This window comes from Nocardiopsis akebiae, from assembly GCF_018316795.1.
Lineage (GTDB): Bacteria > Actinomycetota > Actinomycetes > Streptosporangiales > Streptosporangiaceae > Nocardiopsis > Nocardiopsis dassonvillei.
Map to the genome: position 1 here is coordinate 5,613,309 of NZ_CP074132.1, position 19,918 is coordinate 5,633,226.

The 19,918-nt window shown below is 73.2% G+C and carries 15 protein-coding genes; 4 read left to right on the forward strand and 11 right to left on the reverse strand.

Annotation, left to right across the window (positions count from 1 at the left end; all coding sequences use genetic code 11):
- Window positions 1-5 precede the first annotated feature (5 nt).
- The 4 genes from KGD83_RS23950 to KGD83_RS23965 are packed head-to-tail and all read right to left on the reverse strand — an operon-like array spanning window position 6 to window position 4,163.
- Window positions 6-809, reverse strand: coding sequence for a class E sortase (locus KGD83_RS23950; protein WP_249352014.1), 804 nt, complete (start codon window positions 807-809; stop codon window positions 6-8).
- Between the two features lie 41 nt (window positions 810-850).
- Window positions 851-1,729, reverse strand: coding sequence for a heme ABC transporter ATP-binding protein (locus KGD83_RS23955; protein WP_212641274.1), 879 nt, complete (start codon window positions 1,727-1,729; stop codon window positions 851-853).
- Window positions 1,726-3,024 (reverse strand): FecCD family ABC transporter permease, encoded by a 1,299-nt coding sequence (locus KGD83_RS23960; protein WP_212641275.1) that lies wholly within the window; start codon window positions 3,022-3,024, stop codon window positions 1,726-1,728. Before KGD83_RS23960 ends, KGD83_RS23955 begins: the two co-directional genes overlap by 4 nt.
- The gene (locus KGD83_RS23965; RefSeq protein ID WP_212641276.1) at window positions 3,021-4,163 is read right to left on the reverse strand and encodes a heme/hemin ABC transporter substrate-binding protein; all 1,143 of its coding nucleotides are present in this window, start codon (window positions 4,161-4,163) and stop codon (window positions 3,021-3,023) included. The genes KGD83_RS23960 and KGD83_RS23965 overlap by 4 nt, the downstream gene beginning before the upstream one ends.
- A gap of 248 nt (window positions 4,164-4,411) precedes the next feature.
- Between KGD83_RS23965 and KGD83_RS23970 the strand changes: the two genes are divergently transcribed.
- Window positions 4,412-5,812, forward strand: coding sequence for a cell wall protein (locus KGD83_RS23970; RefSeq protein WP_212641277.1), 1,401 nt, complete (start codon window positions 4,412-4,414; stop codon window positions 5,810-5,812).
- 253 nt (window positions 5,813-6,065) lie between these two features.
- On the forward strand, window positions 6,066-7,961 hold the full coding sequence (locus KGD83_RS23975; RefSeq protein ID WP_212641278.1) for an HtaA domain-containing protein: 1,896 nt from the start codon (window positions 6,066-6,068) through the stop codon (window positions 7,959-7,961).
- A gap of 215 nt (window positions 7,962-8,176) precedes the next feature.
- Here the strand turns inward: KGD83_RS23975 and KGD83_RS23980 are convergent, their stop codons facing one another.
- The 7 genes from KGD83_RS23980 to KGD83_RS24010 all read right to left on the reverse strand — a co-directional run bounded on the left by KGD83_RS23980 (window position 8,177) and on the right by KGD83_RS24010 (window position 15,147).
- A complete protein-coding gene (locus KGD83_RS23980) occupies window positions 8,177-8,419 on the reverse strand; it encodes a DUF3039 domain-containing protein (RefSeq protein ID WP_019611444.1) in 243 nt (80 codons plus the stop codon).
- 64 nt (window positions 8,420-8,483) lie between these two features.
- A complete protein-coding gene (locus KGD83_RS23985) occupies window positions 8,484-9,062 on the reverse strand; it encodes a YqgE/AlgH family protein (RefSeq protein WP_212641279.1) in 579 nt (192 codons plus the stop codon).
- Window positions 9,063-9,114: 52 nt separating this feature from the next.
- On the reverse strand, window positions 9,115-10,521 hold the full coding sequence (locus KGD83_RS23990; RefSeq protein ID WP_212641280.1) for an NAD-dependent malic enzyme: 1,407 nt from the start codon (window positions 10,519-10,521) through the stop codon (window positions 9,115-9,117).
- A gap of 312 nt (window positions 10,522-10,833) precedes the next feature.
- The gene (locus KGD83_RS23995; protein ID WP_212641281.1) at window positions 10,834-11,562 is read right to left on the reverse strand and encodes a cytidylate kinase-like family protein; all 729 of its coding nucleotides are present in this window, start codon (window positions 11,560-11,562) and stop codon (window positions 10,834-10,836) included.
- 131 nt (window positions 11,563-11,693) lie between these two features.
- On the reverse strand, window positions 11,694-12,656 hold the full coding sequence (locus tag KGD83_RS24000; RefSeq protein ID WP_212641282.1) for a tetratricopeptide repeat protein: 963 nt from the start codon (window positions 12,654-12,656) through the stop codon (window positions 11,694-11,696).
- A gap of 170 nt (window positions 12,657-12,826) precedes the next feature.
- Window positions 12,827-14,554: an acyl-CoA mutase large subunit family protein gene (locus KGD83_RS24005; RefSeq protein ID WP_212641283.1), complete on the reverse strand. Its 1,728-nt coding sequence runs from the start codon at window positions 14,552-14,554 to the stop codon at window positions 12,827-12,829.
- A gap of 71 nt (window positions 14,555-14,625) precedes the next feature.
- Entirely contained in the window at window positions 14,626-15,147 is a 522-nt protein-coding gene (locus KGD83_RS24010) for a MarR family winged helix-turn-helix transcriptional regulator (RefSeq protein WP_212644584.1), read from the reverse strand.
- 695 nt (window positions 15,148-15,842) lie between these two features.
- On the opposite strand from KGD83_RS24010, the gene KGD83_RS24015 reads away from it, so the two are divergent.
- The gene (locus KGD83_RS24015; RefSeq protein ID WP_212641284.1) at window positions 15,843-17,522 is read left to right on the forward strand and encodes a glycosyl hydrolase family 18 protein; all 1,680 of its coding nucleotides are present in this window, start codon (window positions 15,843-15,845) and stop codon (window positions 17,520-17,522) included.
- 420 nt (window positions 17,523-17,942) lie between these two features.
- The gene (locus KGD83_RS24020) at window positions 17,943-19,901 is read left to right on the forward strand and encodes a glycoside hydrolase family 18 chitinase (protein ID WP_212641285.1); all 1,959 of its coding nucleotides are present in this window, start codon (window positions 17,943-17,945) and stop codon (window positions 19,899-19,901) included.
- Window positions 19,902-19,918: the final 17 nt, after the last annotated feature.

Sequence of the window (19,918 nt, forward strand, 5' to 3'; positions counted from 1 at the left end):
GTTCCTTACTCGCTGGCCTGGGGAGCCATGTGCGCGATCGAGTCGGGCATCCCCTCGGACTTGGGCGTGGTCTCCACAAGCTCCGCCCAGACGATGAGGCGGTGCGTGTTGTTCAGCTTGGGCGCGCACGTGGTGAGGGTGAGCAGGGACCTGCCCGGCTCCTCGTCGGTGGCGTCGTCGAACGGGTCCGGCTCGATCACCCACACGTCGGTGGGCAGGACCGTCTCGTCGCGGAAGACCTCGTAGGTGTAGAAGTTCTCCCCGTCCTCCAGCACCATGACGTCGCCGTTCTGGAGCAGGTCCAGGTCCCAGAACAGGCCGGGGGTGCGGTGGGCTGCCACGGCGTAGTTGCCCTCGCCGCCGGGGGCGCTGGGGTACTCGGTGTAGTGGCCCGGGCTGTAGCGGATGTCGTCCTGCGTGGTGCCGTTGACCACAACCCAGTCCAGGTCCAGGCTCGGCACGTACAGGCGGCTGTCGGCGCTGCCCGGCAGGGGCTCGGAGTCCGGACCGGCCTGCGCGGCCGCTTGGTCGGCGGACCAGGCCTCCTCCAGCCCCTGGGCCAGGTCCTGCTGTTCGCGGTCGGTCTCCCACTGGGAGCCGTACACCTCGTATCCGGCGTAGAAGAGCATGAGCAGACCGGCGGTCAGCATGATCTCGCCGAAGAACCGGACGATGCCGCGCACGACGTCGCCGGGGGTGGCCCTGGGCCTGGGGCGGCGCCGTCGGCCGCCGGAGGCCCGACGTCCACGCCCCTCCCCGCGCCCGGGCCGGGGACCCTCGTGGAACTGCCGTTCAGTTGTGGACACCAATACGACCTACTCCTGTGGACGCTTCCGTGTGCACCCGTCCCCTATCTGAGGGGGACGACCAGCGGGACTCCGGTACGCGGGTGCGGTAGGACTTCGACCTCGTGCTGGTAGACGGAGCTGAGCAGCGACGCGGTGAACACGTCGGCGGGGGAGCCCTGAGCGGCGACCCGCCCTCGGGAGAGTATCGCCACACGATGGGCGTAGGCTGCCGCAAGCCCCAAATCGTGCAGGACCACGATAACCGCACCGCCGCCCTCCGCGAGTTGGGAAGCCAGATCCAGTACGAGTTCCTGGTGCCGGATGTCCAGGGCGGCGGTCGGCTCGTCCAGCAGGAGCAGCTGGGTGTCCTGGGCCAGGACTCGGGCGAGCATCACCCGCGCGCGCTCGCCCCCCGAGAGCGTGGGGAAGCGCCGTTCGGCCAGGTCGGACACGCCCGTGCTCTCCATCGCGGCGGCGGTGAGGGCTTCGTCCTCGGCCGCGGCGGCCAGCCCCGCCCAGGGGGCGCGGCCCATGGACACGATGTCGGCGACGGGGAACGGGAAGCTGACCGACGCCTCCTGGGGCAGGACCGCGCGGCGCAGCGCCAGTTCGGGGGGCGTCCAGTCGGTGAGCGGGCGGCCGTGGACGCGGACGGTCCCGGCGTCGGCCTCCCCCCGGCCGGGCGCCCCGGTGACGTCACCCGACAGGGCGGCGAGCAGTGTGGACTTGCCCGCACCGTTGGGCCCGACCAGGGCCAGCAGTTCCCCGGCCCGCACGGTGAGTCCGACCCCGTCGAGCAGGGCGCGGCCTCCCCGGCGGACGGTGACGCCCTCGGCCCGGAGAATCTCCTCTCCGGGCGGGACCCGGGCGGGGCGCGAGGGCGGCCCGTACAGCGGGGAGGCGGCGGCGACCCGTCGCCGCAGTCGGACGAGGGCGCTCACGACCAGCCTCCTTGCCGGGCACGGGTGCGGTACAGCAGGTAGAAGAAGAACGGACCGCCCAGGGCCGCGGTGACCACGCCCAGGGGGATCTCGGCGGGGGCCGCGACGGTGCGGGCGAGCAGGTCGGCGGCGAGCAGGAGCAGGCCGCCGCCCAGGGCGCTGGCGGGCAGCAGGACCCGGTGCCCGGGTCCGGTGACCATGCGGATGATGTGCGGGACGACCAGGCCCACGAAGGAGACGATCCCGGCGAAGGCGACGGCGGCCGAGGTGAGCAGGGCCATGGCGCAGATCAGGACCAGGCGGGTGCGTTCCACGTCCACGCCCAGGTGGCCGGCGGGCCCCTCACCTAGGGCGAGCAGGTCCAGGCGGCGCGCGTGGAAGGGGATGACGGACAGCCCGAGCAGCAGGCACGGGGCGATGGCGGCGACCTTGGCCCAGGTGGCGGTGGAGACGCTGCCGAGCTGCCAGAAGGTGATGGTCTGGATCTCGGCGTCCTGGGAGAAGTTGGTCATCAGGCCGATGGCCGCACCGGCGATCGCGTTGACGGCGATCCCGGTGAGCAGCAGGGTGACGACCTCGGTGCGTCCGCGCGAGCGCGCGAACACGTACACGAACAGGGTGGTGGCCAGGCCGAACACGAAGGAGGAGGCGATGATCGTCCAGTGGCCGAGGACGGTCAGACCGGTGAAGATGACGGCGATCGCGCCGACGGCCGCGCCGGAGGAGACGCCGATGACGCCGGGTTCGGCCAGGGGGTTGCCGAAGACGCCCTGCATCATGGCGCCCGCCGCGCCCAGGGCGGCGCCGACCATGACGGCCAGGGCGACGCGGGGCAGGCGCACGTCCCACAGGACGGTGTGGCCGATCCGGTCGGGCGAGGTGCCCGCCTCCAGGCCGAGGGCGTGCAGGAGCGAGGCGGCGACCTGGCCGGGTGGGACGGGGTAGGCCCCGGCCCCGGCGGCGACGACCGCGACCGCGAGGAGGCCACCGGCGAGCGAGGCGAACAGGAGCACGGCGCGCAGACGGCGCAGGGCGCGCCGGTCCCGTGGGGCGACCGGTGCGGTCGTGGCCTTCGAGGCGGTCGGTGCGGTTGTGGCGGCGGCTGCTCCGGAAGGGTCCTGCGGGGTGGCCGGAGTGAACGATGTGCCGAACGGGGCTGCGGGAGAAGCGGGTACGGAGGCGCTGGTTCCGTGCGGCTCGGGGGAGGGTGTGCCGTCGTCCGCTCGGACGGACCCTTCGGGGATGCCCTGGGCGCCGTCCGGGACGCCGTCCGCGGGCCTGCCGGGAGCGGTCACCGTTCCCCCTCCCCCGCGCTGACGGCGGCGAGTTCGTCGGCGAGGGCCGCGACGACCTGCGGGGTGCGGGGGCCGAAGTTGAGCAGGACGCCGTCCTCGAAGTCGACGACGGCGCGCGCGGCACCGGCCGGGGTCTGGGCGACGCCGGGGATCTGGACGAGCCCCTCGATCCCGCCGACCGACTCCAGTCCCTTGGTCATCACCAGGAGCACGTCGGGCTGGGCGGCGATGAGGGCCTCGGTGGTGATGGGGGTGAAGGGTGTGGTCAGGCCCATCTCGACCCCGGCGTCGCGGGCGCCTATCTCGGCCAGCATGGCGTCGGCGCCCGATCCGGGTCCGCCCAGGAGGTAGACCCCGGCGGTGCCGCGCAGGTAGAGGAAGGCGACGAGGGGGTCGCCGCTGACCGCGGTGGAGTCGGCGCGGACCCCGGCCATCTGCTCGCGCGTGCGTTCGGCCAGGGCCGCGCCGCCGGCCGGGACGCCGAGGGCCTCGGCCACGCGCTCGAAGCGCGGGTACATCCCGTCGATGGACCAGGCCTCCTCCACGATGACGACGGGGACGCCGGAGTTCTGGATCTGCTCGATGGCCTCTGGCGGTCCGGTCTGGGTGTCGGCGAGGACCACCGTGGGTTCCAGGGACAGCACGCTCTCGGCGGATACCTCGTGCGCCTCGCTGACCGTGGGCAGGTGGGCGGCCTCCTCGAAGGTGGCGCCGACGTCGCGGCCGACGACGTCGTCGCCCAGGCCCAGGGTGAAGACGATCTCGGCGAGGCCGCCGGTGAGCGGGAGGACGCGGCTGGTGTCGGTGACCTCGACCCGCTCGTACTCCAGGGGGTCGGAGCTGGTGCGGTAGGGGTCCAGGACCACCGATTCGACGGTCACGGGCAGTCGGGGCTCCGCTGGTTCCTCCAGGATCTGGAGGCGGTTCTCGGCGAGGTCGGGGATGCCGGGCGCGTCGCCGGAGGCGGCGGGGTCGCCGTCTGGGGAGGCGCCGCCGGTGCACCCGGCCAGGGCGAGCACGAGCGCGCAGGCGGCGGCGAGGGCGCGGGGAGCTGTGGAGCGGACGCGCGGAGCGGTGGGACGGAGGCCGCTGGGACGGGAGCGTTCGCGCGGAACGGGCCGGGGGACGGTGTGGGGCATGGCGGTCGCTTTCGGGGTTCCGTGTGCCGGCGGCACGGGCGCTGTCGCGGGGAGAGCGGGACGCGACGACGCTTTTTATGACACCTCGTCATCATCTTGACAAGCCCGATGGTTCGGTGTTCAACTGTTCCGGCGCGAACTTCAGGTTAGGTAAGGCTCACTTCGCTAAGGTAAGCGTAACCTAACCGAATTTCCCCTCACGCGGGTGGTGGACCCCGACCGAACCCGCACGAACGCGAAGGCCCCCGATGCAAGCAGCGCTTTCCCTCCGCCCGAGGAACGGGCGGCGCCGCGGGCTCGTCCCGCCCCTGGCCGTCACCGCCGCGCTGGTGCTGTCCGCCCCGACGGCGGCGCTCGCCCAGCCCGTGCCCGGCCCCTACCCCGACCAGGGCCCCGTCCGTCCGCGCGTCACCACCGTGGACCGGACCCGGGGTCTGGACCCCGGGGGTGACACCGTCACCGTCTCCGGGATCGGTCACGAGCCCGGTTCCCTGCTGGAGGCCGCCACCTGGGCCGTCCCGGAGGCGGAGGGCGAACCGGTCGCCGACACCGCGAACGCGGTGACCGTCGAGGTCGGCGAGCGCGGCACCTTCAGCCTCAGCCTGGACACCGGCACCGGGTTCGCCGCCCACGCCGGTCCGGACGCCTCCGACGCCCCCTTCGAGGTGCGCTTGGTCGAAACCGGCACCGGGCCGGAGGACGAGGGCCCCGCCGGGGGCGCTCCCCCGGTTCCGGGACCCGACGCGGGCACGGAGCCCTCCGGGGAGGACAGCGACCCGGCGGAGACGACCGGCGCGACCGACGCCGCCCCGGTGACCCCGCCCTCGGCACCGGCCCCCGACGCGGTCGTGGGGCGGGTCCCGGTGGCCTTCTCGGGCCCCGCACCGCGGACCGAACCCCGCACCGGCCCGCAGAGCCGGCCGCAGGCCGCCGCGCCCGCGGCCCCCGTGGCCCGTGAGCCGGGCGACCCGGCCCTGAGCGTCTCCAAGACCAGCGGACTCGACCCCGAGGGCGAGACCGTCACGGTCACCGGCTCCGGATACGACACCGCCAAGGGGATCTACGTGGCCCTGTGCGACACCAGCGGCGCCGGGCCCGACCAGGCGCCCGGCCCCTGCATCGGCGGCGTGGACACGGAGGGGTCGAGCGGCGCCTCGGTCTGGGTCTCCAGCAACCCGCCGCCCTACGGCGAGGGACTGGCCGTCCCCTACACCGGCGGCGGAGCCGACGGCGGGTTCAGTGTCGAACTGAGGGTCGGGGCCGGCGACGAGAACACCGACTGCGCCGACCCGGGAACCGAGTGCGCGGTGGTCACGCGCAACGACCACACCCGCCCCAGCGACCGCAGTCAGGACGTGTTCGTCCCCGTCTCCTTCGGCGGCGGCTCCGGGAACGGAGGGGGCTCCGACGGCTCAGGAGACTCCGGGGGCTCCGGCGGTTCGGGAGACACCGGGTCCGGCGGCGGCTCGGGCGGTAACGGTGACGCCGCGACCGGCGGGGGCCCGGGCAGCGCTTCCGGCCCCCTGCCCCGCACCGGCGGCGCTCTGTACGGCCTGGTCCTGGCCGCAGCCGTGGCCGTCCTGACCGGCGGGGCGGCACTGGTCGCCACCCGCCGCCGAGCCCGGGAAGCCACCGCGGACACGGCCTGAACCCGCGGCCGGTCCTCCGTACGGGGTTCCGGCCCCCGAGACCGCCGTGCCCGCCCGTCCCCCGGCGGGCACGGCGGGAACCCGCGGCGCCCGCGCCGAACCCCCGTTCGGCACGCCGCCGCGGCGCCCCGCCCACCCCCCGTGCCACAGGCACACCCCACCGCACCCGCTCCGCAGGGGTTCGCCGCACCACCAGGTCCCGGCAGTCGCCGGGGACCGACCATCACCATCCCCCTCACTGATTGGACCGACGATGACCACCACCCCGACCCGAGGGAGCACGGCACCGGGCGGACTCCGCCGGGCGCTGCGCCTCCTCACCGCCTACGCGGGCGCGGCCGTCCTGGGCGGCACGTTCGCCGTGTCCGCCGCCCCGGCCGCCTCGGCCGACGAGGTGCTCCCCCTCGCCGGGGGCTCCGCCTCCTGGGGCGTGAAGGAGTCCTTCCGCAACTACGTGGGCAGCCCGATCGCGCACGGCGGCTACGAGGCCTCCGACGGGGCGGCCCTCCTGGCCGACGGCACCGTCGACTTCCCCACCGCCGGGGGCGCGGTCTCCAAGGAGGACGCCTCCGGTGACGTGAGCTTCTCCGGGACGGTCGTCTTCACCGGGCACGACTACGGCCAGGGCCCCGTCCTGGAGGTACGCGTCTCCGACCCCCGTGTGGTGTTCGGGGGCGACACCGCCACGGTCTTCGCCGACGTCACCAGCCGCGAGTTCGGCGGTGCCGACCCCGACCTGCCCCCGGGCGGCCTGGTCGAGTACGGCGAGGTCGCGGTCACCGAACTGACCGGCGCCGAGGTGGCCGTGGAGGGCGAGGAGATCACCTTCACCTCCACGGCGGGCACGCTGCACGCCGACGCGGTGGAGCCGTTCGCGGGCTTCTACGCCGCGGGCGCCCCGATGGACCCGCTCTCCTTCACCGCCGGGATCGACGACGTCACCGACCCGGGCGGCCCCGGTGAGCCGGTGCACGACCCGCGCGTCACGGTGGCCCCGGCCAGCGACCTGGACCCCGCGGGCGACACCGTCACCGTCGAGGGCACGGGCTTCCGCCCCGGCCAGGGCGTCTACGCGGCCCTGACCGCCGCCCCGCGGTCCGCCGACTCCTACCCGGCCCACCACACCGGCGCGGTGTGGCTGCGCGGAGCCGACGCCCCCGGCGAGGACGGCTCCTTCAGCGCCGAACTCCAGGTGACCGGCTCCTACGAGGCGGACGGCACCGTCCACGACTGCGCGCGGACGCAGTGCTACGTGGCGGTGTTCAACGACCACACCGACATCGCCAACCGCGACCAGGACGTGTGGACGCCGGTCTCCTTCACCTCCGTGGAGGAGCCCACCGAGGAGCCCACGGACCCGACCGACGGGCCGACCGACCCCGCCGAGGGGCCGCTCACCGTCCACAACGGCCGCGCGGACTGGGGCGTCAAGGAGTCCTTCCGCGACTACATCACCGGCAACATCGCCCGGGGCGAGATCACCCCGAGCGACGGCGCCGGCGAGAACGGGGACGGGACCTTCGCGTTCACCGACGGCAGCGGTGAGGTGGACCTGTCCGCGTCCACCGCCGACATCGCGTTCGAGGGCACGGTGCTCTTCGAGGGCCACGTGCACGACGGCGCCGACCCGCTGCTGAGCATGACGGTCAGCGACCCGCGCGTGACGATCGACGGCACAGCGGGCGTGCTGTACGCCGACGTGACGAGCAAGCCGCTGAACGGGGAGGACACGGTGGTCTACGAGGACGTGGCGCTGGCCGGGCTGGACCTGACCGGTGTGGACTACGCGCTGGAGGAGGGCGTCCTGAGCTGGGAGCCGATCCCCGCGACCCTGACCGCCGAGGGTGTGCCCGCGTTCGCGGACTTCTACGCCGCCGGGGAGCAGCTGGACCCGGTCTCGCTGACCGTGAGCGTGGACGAGGAGGTTCGGGTTCCGGGCGGAGGCGGTGACGGAGACGGAGACGGCGGTCCCACGCCCGGCCCCGGTGACGGGGACGGCGGCGGCACTCCGGGCCTGCCCAACACCGGTGTCGCGCTGGCCGGTCTGCTGACCGCGGCCGCGGTGGCCGTCGGCGCGGGCGGCGCGGCGGTGTACGCGGCCCGCAGGCGCGGTTCCGCCCCCGACGGCGACGAGGAGTCCGCGGCCTAGGGCCGCCTGACCGGTTCCCGCGCCCGCGCGGGGCGGGGTCCGCGGGGCCCGCCCGGGACCGGTCGGCTCCCCGGGCGACACGAGGGCCTTGGCACACGCGGTGTGTCAAGGCCTTCGCCGTGCCCGCCGCGCGCGGTGACCGGGCACGGCGGGGTCCGCGCCGGGCACGCGGCCGTTTCCCCCGGGGGGAGGCGTCGGCCGTCCGGGCGGGAGGGCTACTTCATCATCTCCTCGTAGACCTTCTTGCACTCGGGGCACACGGGGAACTTCTTGGGGTCGCGGTTGGGCACCCACACCTTGCCGCACAGGGCGATCACGGGGTCGCCGGTCACGGCGCTCGCGGTGATCTTGTCCTTCTGCACGTAGTGGGCGAACCGCTCCCGGTCCCCGCCGTCGTGGGAGATGTCCGGTTTGGTCTCGCTGTCCGGGAGGACCTTGTTGAGGATGTCCATCGCCATAGTGCCTCACACCTTTCGACGTCTGCGTTCCACGGTATAGGGTGCCGCGCCCCGCCCCGGCTGCTCAGTTCATGGTGGGGTCGTCGGGAAAGGTGGACAGGAGCGCCATGTCCCCGCCCTGGCGGCGCAGCACCCGCGACCACAGCCCCTCGGGCGCGGTGGTGAAGACGTCGTCGGCGACCGCGTCGACGACGTACCAGGCCCCCTCCTCGACCTCCCCGGCCAGCTGGCCCGGGCTCCACCCCGCGTAGCCCGCGAAGACCCGGAACGCGCCGAGCGCGCCGCCGAGCACGCGGGCGGGGCCGTCGAGGTCGACCACGCCGATCCCGTCCAGGCCCAGCTCCGGATCCAGGCCCTCCAGCGGGGACCAGCCGGGAGGGGGCTCGCCGGGACCGGCCGTCCCCAGGGCGATACCGGAGCCCAGGCCCACGGGGCCCCCGGAGAACACCACCGCCGGTTCGCTGGCGTAGGCGCCCCAGCCGGTGACGGCCTCGTCCACGGCCATACCCAGGGGGCGGTTGAGGATCACCCCGAGGGTGCCGTCGGCGGCGTCGTCCACGACGAACACCACCGAGCGGCGGAAGGAGTCCTCCTGGAGCACGGGGGCGGCCACCAGGAGGCGCCCGGTCATCGGCTGGTCCATGCCCTCCCACCTACCCCGGAACGAAGGGCGGACCGCCGGTGTTTCCGGGCCGTTATGCCTGTGCGGCCGCCTGGCCGCGCTGGGCCACCTCGCGCACGGCCGTGGCCACGTGGGTGGACAGGTCGGAGTGGAAGACGCTGGGGATGATGTAGTTGGGGCCCAGCTCGTCCTCGGTGACGACGTCGGCCAGGGCCTCCGCCGCGGCGACCATCATGTCCGAGGTGACGTCGTGGCTCTGGGCGTCCAGCAGGCCGCGGAAGAAGCCGGGGAAGACCAGCACGTTGTTGATCTGGTTGGGGTAGTCGCTGCGGCCGGTGGCCACGACGGAGGCGTGCAGGCGGGCCACGTCCGGGTCGACCTCGGGGTCGGGGTTGGCCAGCGCGAAGATGATGGCGTCCTCGTTCATCTCGGCGATGTCGTCGCCGTCGAGGAGGTTGGGTGCCGAGACGCCGATGAAGACGTCCGCCCCGGCCACGGCGCCGCGCAGGTCGCCGCTGTAGCCCTCGGGGTTGGTGTGCTCGGCGATCCACCGCAGGTTGGCGTCCAGGTCCTCGCGCCCGGCGTGCACGGCGCCGTGCACGTCGCTGACGATGACGTCGCGCGCCCCGGCGTGCATGAGCAGCTTGAGGATGGCGGTTCCGGCCGCGCCCGCGCCGGACATGGCGATGCGGACCTCGCCGAGCTTCTTGCCCACCACGCGCAACGCGTTGCGCAGGGCGGCGAGCACGACGATGGCGGTGCCGTGCTGGTCGTCGTGGAAGACGGGGATGTCGAGCAGCTCGCGCAGGCGGGCCTCGACCTCGAAGCATCGGGGGGCGGAGATGTCCTCCAGGTTGATGCCGCCGAACCCGGGGGCCAGCACCTGCACGGTGCGCACGATCTCGTCCACGTCCTGGGTGTCCAGGGCGATGGGCCAGGCGTCGATGTCGGCGAAGCGTTTGAACAGGGCGGCCTTGCCCTCCATGACGGGCATGGCGGCCTCGGGGCCGATGTTGCCCAGGCCGAGGACCGCGGAGCCGTCGGTGACCACGGCGACGCTGTTGCGCTTGATGGTCAGGCGCCGGGCGTCGTCCTTGTTGGCGGCGATGGCCTGGGAGACGCGGGCGACGCCGGGGGTGTAGGCCATGGAGAGCTCGTCGCGGTTGCGCAGCGGCACCTTGGACTTCATCTCGATCTTGCCGCCCAGGTGCATGAGGAAGGTGCGGTCGCTGACCTTGTGCACGACCACGCCCTCGACGGCGCCCAGGGCGTCGACGATGGCCTGGGCGTGCTCGGTGTCGCGGGCGGCGCAGGTGACGTCGATGCGGATGCGCTCGTGTCCGGCGGCGGCCACGTCCAGCGCGGTGATCATGCCGCCCACCTGCTCGACGGCGTTGGTGAGACTGCCGACCGCACTGCCCCCAGCGTCCAGTTCGAGGCGGACGGTGATGGAGTAGGAAACGCTGGGAAGGGTGGCCACGTGTTGCTCCTTGGCTCTGGCTGGTGTGGTGCGTCCGGGGCGCCCCGCCGGGGGCTCGCCGGTGCACGGCGCCGCCTGCGCGCGTACGCGGGATGGGGGGTGCCGTGTGTCCCGTGGGCGCGGTGCTCGCGCACCGTCGCTCGGACCCCGGTTCCGGGCGGGGGGTGACCCGTGACCGAGTCGCCCCACCTTACCTGAGTCAAGCCCCAACCGTCAGCACAAGGTGACAATTACCGCGCTGGTAAAAAATCGCATAAATTACGCCAGCGCGCGGGTTTCGCGGCGGGCAATGCACGGCGGCCCGTCGGCGGCTCAGGTGCCCTCGGAAGGGGCGGCCGCCCGGTCGCGGGCGGCGCGCACGACGAGGTCCACGCAGGCCTCCAGCGACAGCGACACCGCGTCCAGCACCAGGTGGTAGTGGGCGGGGTCGGCGGGGTCGACCCGGTAGAAGCGCCGCACGTAGGCCGCCCGGGCGCGGTCGTTGTCGTCGAGCAGGCGCGCGTTGGGCGGCTCGTCGGAGTCGGCGCCCGTCCACTCGCCGTGGTCGCCGGACTCCCACAGCCTGCGCGCCCGGCGCAGGCGGGCGTCGGGGTCGCCGTCCAGGCGCACGTGCAGGGCGCCGGGACGGTCGCGCAGGACCACGGCCCCGGCGCGGCCGAGGACGACGCCGCCCTGCCGGGCCACCTCGCCCAGGACCCGTTCGGTCTGCTCCACGAACTCGTGGTCGTAGAGGAGGCGGCCCTCCTCGTCGGTACTGCCGATGAGGGCGGTGTCCACGCTGCCGAGGGTGACGGTGGGCAGGCGCGCGGCGCTGGCGAGCAGGCGTTCGAGCCTGCCTGGGGCGCGGTCGTCGCGTTGGAGCGCCTCGTCGAGCGAGCAGCCGATGCGGGCGGCCACCGCGCTGGGCACGGCCCGGTCGAGGAAGGCCACGCCGAGCCGGGCGGCGACGGCGGGGCCCACCGCGCTGCCTCCCGCGCCGTAGGTGGCCGAGATCGTGACCAGGGGTTCGCCGCGTCTGTCGGGGGTGTCGTCGGTCGCCATGGGGTAAACCTGTCAGTTCCGCGACGGGCCGTGAGCCCGTCTCCTGACCGGGTTGTACCCGTTGTACGCGGGTTATGTCCCGTGGTCGGCGGGCGAGCCGTGGTCGGCGGCTCTCCCGCCGACCACGGCCCCTAGAACAGCGCGGAGGTGAGCTTGCGGCGGGCGGCGGTGACCCGCGGGTCACCCGGGGGCAGCAGCTCGAACAGGCCGAGCAGGTGGGTGCGCGCCCTGTCGCGGTCCTCGTCGGCGGTGCGCCTGACCGTGTCGACGAGGCGGCCGAAGGCGTCCTCGAACCTGCCGCCGTACATCTCGACGTCGGCCGCGGTGGTCTGGGCGGCGACGTCGTCGGGCCGGTCGGCCGCGGTCTGGAGGGCGGCGCCCGCGTCCACTTCCTGGAGGCGTCCGACCAGTCGGACCTGGGCGAGCTTGGCCCTGGACTCGGTGTCTCCGGGGTCGGCCTCCACGGCCTTGGCGTAGACGGCCGCGGCGGCCTCGAAGTCGCCGCGGTCCAGGGCCTCCTGGGCCTCGACGTCCACGGGACGGCCCTGGGGCTCCTCGGGCTGGGCCGCCTGCGCGCCCTGTCCGCCCTCGGCGCCGGGCTCACCGGTGATGGTGCCCGGGTGGCCCGGGGGCAGCGCACCCTGTTCCTTGAGGGCGGCGAACGCCTCGACCAGCCAGGCGGTGAGCTGCTCCTCTGTGGCCGGGCCCGCCGGACCGGGCAGGAGCTGGCCCTGGATCACCACGACGATCATCGGGGTGGTGGGCACCCGCAGGGCCTGGACCAGCTGCGGGCTGGCCTCGCTGTCGACCTTGGCCAGGAACCAGGTGCCGCCGGAGGCCGCGGAGATCCTGTCCAGGGCGTCCTCGACCTGCTTGGACTGCTCGGACCAGCCCGCGAGGACGGCCAGCACGACCGGGGTCGACATCGACCGCTCCAGGACCTGGGCCTGGAAGGTGGCCTCGTCGACGTTGACGGCGTAGGGGTTGGATCGACCCGCCGACTCCGCCGCGCGCTGTTTGGCCTCGCGTTCCATGGCCGCCTTGCGCGCGCCGAGGTCCACGGCACTGTTCGGTGAAAAGTCCGAAGGCTGCATGCCTCCATCCTGCCGTATGCGCGGGCGGGACGTGGACCGCCTGTGGACGAGTCGGTGCGGACGCGCGCGGGTCCCGGTTCCCCGAGCCACGGAGCGCCCGCGGGCGGCGAGGCCGAGGGGACGCCGACCGGGCGTCCCGGGGAGGCACCGCAGGGGCCGCCCCACACGGGTCAGAAGCGCGGGTCCTCGGTGTAGGTCCCGAACTCCTCGCCCATGGTCGCGCAGATCTCGCCCAGCGTGGCCTCGGCGCGAGCCGCGTCCATGATCAGCGGGATGAGGTTGCCCCCGCCCGAGCGCACGCCCGCCAGCAGGGCGGCCAGGGCGCGCTCCACGGCGGCGCCGTCGCGGGCGGCGCGGCGCTCGGCGAGCGCGCGCTTCTGCTCGTGCTCGACCTCGTGGCTGATCCGGAGGATGTCCAGTTCACCGGAGACGGTGTTGGTGTGGCAGTTGACGCCCACGATCCTCTTGTCGCCCTTCTCCAGTGCCTGCTGGTACTGGAAGGCGGACTCGGCGATCTCGGAGCTGAAGTAGCCGTTCTCGATCCCGGCGAGGATGCCGGAGGTCATCGGGCCGATCGCGTGCTCGGCGCCCTCGCCCCCGCCCATGCGCAGGACGTGCGCGAAGATCCGCTCCGCCTCGGCCTCCAGCTCGTCGGTGAGCGACTCCAGGTACCAGGACCCGCCGAGCGGGTCGGCGACGTTGACGATCCCGGTCTCCTCCATGAGGACCTGCTGGGTGCGCAGGGCGATCTCGGCGGACTGCTCGGTCGGCAGCGCCAGGGTCTCGTCCAGGGCGTTGGTGTGCAGCGAGTTCGTGCCGCCCAGAACCGCCGAGAGCGCCTCCACGGCGGTGCGCACGACGTTGTTGTAGGGCTGCTGGGCGGTCAGGGAGACCCCGGCGGTCTGGGTGTGGAACCGCAGCCACTGCGCCTTCTCGGTCCTGGCGCCGTAGACGTCCCGGAGCCAGCGCGCCCAGATGCGGCGGGCGGCGCGGAACTTGGCGATCTCCTCGAAGAAGTCGATGTGCGCGTCGAAGAAGAAGGACAGCCCCGGCGCGAAGGTGTCGACGTCCAGCCCGCGGGAGAGGCCGAGTTCGACGTAGCCGAAGCCGTCGGCGAGGGTGAAGGCGAGCTCCTGGGCGGCCGTGGCCCCGGCCTCGCGGATGTGGTAGCCGGACACCGACAGCGGCTTGTACGCGGGGATCTCGGCCGCGCAGTACTCCATGAGGTCGCCGATCAGCCGCAGTTGCGGCTCCGGCGGGTAGAGCCACTCCTTCTGGGCGATGTACTCCTTGAAGATGTCGGTCTGGAGCGTGCCGTTGAGGGTGCGGATGTCCACCCCCTGGCGTTCGGCCGCCACAAGGTACATGCAGAAGGCGGGGACGGCCGGACCGCTGATGGTCATGGAGGTGGTGGTCTCGCCGAGCGGGATCCCGTCGAAGAGCAGGTCCATGTCGGCGACGGAGTCGATGGCCACGCCGCAGTGGCCGACCTCGCCCAGCGCGTGGGGGGAGTCGGAGTCGTGGCCCATGAGGGTGGGCATGTCGAAGGCGACCGAGAGTCCGCCCCCGCCCGAGGCCAGGATCATCTTGTAGCGCTCGTTGGTCTGGCGCGCGTTGCCGAACCCGGCGAACTGGCGGATGGTCCACGCCCGTCCCCGGTAGCCGGTGGCGTGGAGGCCGCGGGTGTAGGGGTACTCCCCCGGCCAGCCGATGCGCTCGAAACCGGGGACCTCGGCGCCGGGACGGGGGCCGTAGACGGGTTCCAGGGTGCGCCCGGACAGGGAGGTGAAGTCGGCGTCGCGCGTGCGCGCCGAGTCGTAGCGGCGCTGCCAGCGCTCGCGTCCGGCCTCGATCTCCCGGGCCCCGCCGCCGCTGGGGCCGCTCGTGGTGTTCGCCATACCGAGATAGTAGGACGACCAACTAATGATGTACAGGGAGGGCGCCCGCGGCGCCGGGGCGCGGCGGGCGGTCAGCGGCCCTCGGCGGCCTCCGCGACGGGCTCGGGGAAGTCGCCGAAGTCCACCCTGAGCCGGGTGAACGTCTCGTGCATGCGCCACAGCTCCTCGTCGGAGTAGCAGCCCAGGCCGAAGTCCATGGACAGCAGCGCCCCGGTCGCCTCCTCGGTGACCCGGCGCCCGGCGTCGGTGATCTCGGCCAGCACGCCGCGACCGTCGCTCGGGTTGGGGCGGCGGCGCACGAAGCCCTGCCCCTCCAGCCGGTCGATGGTGTTGGTGACGCTGGTCGGGTGCACCATGAGGCGCTCACCGATCTTGCCCAGGGGCAGCGAGCCGGAACCGCTGAAGGTGAGCAGGACGAGCGCCTCGTAGCGGGCGAAGGTCAGGCCGAACGGTTTGAGGGCGCCGTCCAGCTCCCCGATCAGGATCTGCTGCGCGCGCATGACCGAGGTGACCGCCGCCATGGCGGGCGAGGGCCCCCATCTGCGCGTCCAGTTGTCGTGTGCCCGCTCGATCGGGTCGAACGGGAGATTCAACGGGTTACCCACGGGTTCACTCTAGTCAGCGGGAAGGGCCCGCCCGCCCGACCGGAAGGGGGACCGTCCCCGTTCCAGCGCGGCCCGGCCGCCGGACGCCGCGCGGGCACGGCCCGGGCGTCCGCCCCGGCCAACCGAAGTGACGGAACCGGTACCCCGAGGCGGGCGTGACATGGGGGGTACACGGGACCGGGGGAAGTCCCGGAGCAAGAGTCACACAGAGCACGTAACAGCGGGCAGGAGAGAAGACAAGGCTTTTCCGTGGCCACAAAGGGACAGGTTCCGCGCCCGGAACTGGTCCACCCCGCCAACTCGGCAAATCCGCCGGTTCCCCGGCGAAGGGCGCGTGGAGCCCGCCGCCGCGCACGCGGGGGCGAGCGGAGAGTCCCCGCCGGGTCTTGACGGAGCGCGGAATTATTAGTTAAGTTTCCTAAAAATTTATCCCCCCACGTCAGAGGCTCAAGGTGACGACCTGCCCTCACTTGGCCCGTGGACCACCCCCAAGGGAGGCCGCCGAACCCCGCTGACGGACCGCGGCTCCCCCGCGATCCCCCCGCACACGACCGCAGCCCATCCCACGCGCCCCGAGAGCAGAGTCCACGCGCTTTGAGAGCAGGGTCATCCGCTCCAGGAGCACGGTCGTCCGTCCCCCCCGACCCCCGCCCCCCGCCCCCCGCACCAGGAGATGCCACGACGTGAGAGCACGACGTTTCAGCACCCGCCTCGCGGCCGCCGCGGCCGCCGTGCTGCTCGCCCCGATCGCGGCGACCGCGGTCCCGGCCGCGGCCGCCGAGGAGGCCGCCCCCGCCGACCTGACGGTCACCTACACGGAGTCGGCCCGGTGGAACACCGGCTACACCGGCCAGATCACCGTCCACAACGCCTCGGACGCCCCCGTCGACGACTGGGCCGTCGAGTTCTCGCTACCCGACGGCAGCCGCATCCACGAGTTGTGGAACGCCACCCTCGCGGGCACCCCCGGCGGATACACGATCACCCCGCCGCACTGGGGCGCCAGCGTTCCGGCGGGCGGCAGCTACTCGTTCGGCTTCAACGGGCTGCACTCCGACGGCGCCACAGACCTCGTGGACTGCCTGGTCAACGGCTCCCCCTGCGCCGGGGACGACGGAAGCGGCCCCTCACACGACAGCTACAGCGTCGCCTACTACACCCAGTGGAGCGCCGGGGAGCGCGACTACCACGTCCGCGACCTGGTCGACAGCGACAGCGCGGAGAAGCTCACGCACATCAACTACGCGTTCGGCAACGTCACCGCCGAGGGCGTGTGCGCCACGGACGAGGGGACCAGCCAGGAGGGCGCCGTCGCCGACTACGCGCACCCCGTGCCCGCCGGGGAGAGCGTCGACGGAACCGCCGACGACCCCGGCCAGGAGCTGCGCGGCAACTTCAACCAGCTGCGCGAGCTCAAGGAGATGTACCCCGACCTCAAGGTCAACATCTCCCTCGGCGGCTGGGAGTGGTCCCGGTACTTCTCCGACGCGGCCCTGACCGAGGAGTCCCGCGAGAGGCTGGTCAGCTCCTGCGTCGACCTGTACCTGCGCGGCGACCTGCCCGAGGTCGACGGCGCGGGCGGCGAGGGCGCCGCCTACGGGGTCTTCGACGGCATCGACCTGGACTGGGAGTGGCCCGGCTCCGACGGCCACCCGCACAACACCGTCCGGCCCGAGGACAAGGAGAACTTCACCGCCCTGGTGCAGGAGTTCCGCGACCAGCTGGACGCGCTCGGCGAGGAGACCGACCGCCACTACGAGCTGACCGCGTTCATGCCCGCGGGAGGCTGGCGCCTGGACGCCGGGTACGAGCTGGACGAGCTCATGACCGACTTCGACTTCGTCACGGTGCAGGGCTACGACTACCACGGCACCTGGGAGAGCACGACCAACCACCAGTCCAACCTGGTCGTGGACGCCCGCGACCCCCAGCCGGTGATCTCCACAGAGCTCATCGTCCAGGCCTACCTGGACCGGGGCGTGGACCCCGGCAAGCTCGTCCTGGGCGTGCCGTTCTACGGACAGGGGTGGACGGGCGTGGAGCCCGGCCCCGACGGCGACGGCCTCTTCCAGACCGCGACGGGCCCCGCGCAGGGGACGTACGCGGCGGGCACCGAGGACTGGAAGGTCCTTGAGGAGAAGGTCGCGTCCGGCGAGTTCGAGCTCTTCCGCAACGACGAGGCCGGTACCGCCTGGATCTACGACGGCAGCACGCTCTGGAACTACGACGACGAGACCGCCATGACGCAGAAGACCGACTGGGCCCGGGACAACGGCCTCGGCGGGGTCATGGTCTGGTCCATCGACGGCGACGACGCCGAGGGCAGCCTCATGGCCGCCATCGACACGGCGCTGAGCGACTAGGAGCCGTCCGCCCCGCCGCGACCGCGCGCCCTCCGGGGGCGCGGAAGCGGCGAGGACGGGCTCCGTGCGCGGCCCGGGCACCCGGAACGCGCCCCGCGACCGCAGCCGACAGACTTCCGGTCCGGCGATCCCGGACCGGGACCGAACGGCGTCGGTGCTCTGATCCGGGGAGCACCGCCGCCACGGCCGGTGCGGACCGATGTGCGACGGTCCGCACCGGCCACCACACCGCCCTCCCCCCTCCTCCCCCAGGTCGGAGGCCCGCCATGCCCCTGCCGCGCACACGCCACCTCTCACGCGCACCGCCGAGCCGGCCACCGGTCAGCTCGCGACACCGCACTCCCTGGGCGCACACCCCGCAGCCCTCCGCCCCGGCGGCGGAAGGCCAACCCCCACACCGCTCACGCACCAGGAGCAACCGTGAGAGCACGACTTCGCCAACGAATCGCGGCACTGGCCGCCGCGGTCGTCCTACCCCTCGCACTGGCACCCGTCCCGGCCGCGTCGGCCGACACCGCGGGCGTCACCGTCACCTACGTGGAGACCAGCCGCTGGGAGACCGGCTACGGCGGGCAGCTGACCATCGCCAACGGCTCGGGCTCGGCACTGACCGACTGGAGCGTCGGCTTCCGGCTCCCCTCGGGCACCGCGATCACCAGCCTGTGGAACGCCACCCTCAGCCGCTCCGGTGACGCCTACACCATCACCCCGCCCTCGTGGGGCGCCTCCGTCCCGGCGGGCGGCAGCTACTCCATCGGGTTCAACGGCACCCACGGCGGCGGCGACACCGCTCCCGTGGACTGCACGGTCAACGGCGGCAGCTGCTCGGGCGAGCCCGGCGAGGAGGACACCGAGCCGCCCACCGCGCCGACCAACCTGGCCGTCACCGGCACCACCTCGACCACCGTGGCCCTGGAGTGGGGCGCGGCGGACGACAACGCGGGGGTCGCGGGCTACGAGGTCCTCTCCGGCGGCGAGGTCGTCCGCGCCGTCACCGGCACCACCGCCACCGTCACCGGGCTGACACCCCAGACCGAGCACACGTTCACCGTGCGCGCCTACGACACCTCCAACAACAGGGGTCCCGAGAGCGGTGCCGTCACCGCCACCACCGACGCGGACGGCGGCGGCCCCACCGATCCGCCCCAGGAGCGCCGGGTCGCCTACTTCACCCAGTGGGGCGTCTACGGCCGCGACTACCTGGTGAACGACCTGGTCACCTCGGGCACCGCCGAGAAGCTCACCCACATCAACTACGCCTTCGGCAACATCAACGCGAACGGCGAGTGCTTCATGGCCAACCAGCTCGGCCAGGGCGACGCCTGGGCCGACTACGGCCGCTCCTTCGGGGCCGCCGACAGCGTCGACGGGGTCGGCGACACCTGGGACCAGGACCTGCGCGGCAACTTCAACCAACTGCGCGAGCTCAAGGAGATGCACCCCGGCCTCAAGGTCAACATCTCCCTGGGCGGCTGGACCTGGTCCGAGCACTTCTCCGACGCGGCGCTGACCGCCGAGTCCCGCGAGCGCATGGTCTCCTCGTGCATCGACCAGTTCCTGCGCGGGAACCTGCCCGTGTTCGACGGCGCGGGCGGCCCCGGCTCCGCCTACGGGGTCTTCGACGGCATCGACCTGGACTGGGAGTGGCCGGGATCGGCGGGCCACGAGCACAACACCGTCCGCCCCGAGGACAAGGAGAACTTCACCGCCCTGGTGCAGGAGTTCCGCGACCAGCTGGACGCCCTGGAGGCCGAGACGAGCCGCCAGTACGAGCTGACCGCCTTCCTGCCCGCCGACCCGGAGAAGATCGAGCTCGGCTTCGAGATGCCGCAGCTCATGACCGACTTCGACTTCATCACGGTGCAGGGCTACGACTACCACGGCGGCTGGGAGACCACCGCCAACCACCAGTCCAACCTGCTCCCGGACCCGGCCGACCCCGGCCCGGACCTGTACTCCACCGAGACCACGGTCCAGGCCTACCTCGACCGCGGCGTCGCCCCCGCCGACATGGTGCTCGGCGTGCCGTTCTACGGCCGCGGCTGGACCGGTGTCGAGCCCGGACCGAACGGCGACGGTCTCTTCCAGAGCGCTACCGGACCCGCCCCCGGTAGCTACGAGGCGGGGATCGACGACTGGAAGGTCCTGAAGGACCTGGTGGGCACCGGCGGCTACGAGCTGTACCGCGACGACGCGCTGGGCACCGCCTGGCTGTACAACGGCAGCACCTTCTGGACCTACGACGACGAGATCTCCATGGCCCAGAAGACCGACTGGGCGCAGGCCCAGGGCCTGGGCGGCGTCATGATCTGGTCCGTTGACGGCGACGACGCCGACGGCAGCCTCATGAACGCCATCGACACGGCGCTGGCCGGGTAGTCGGCTTCCGGTCCGGC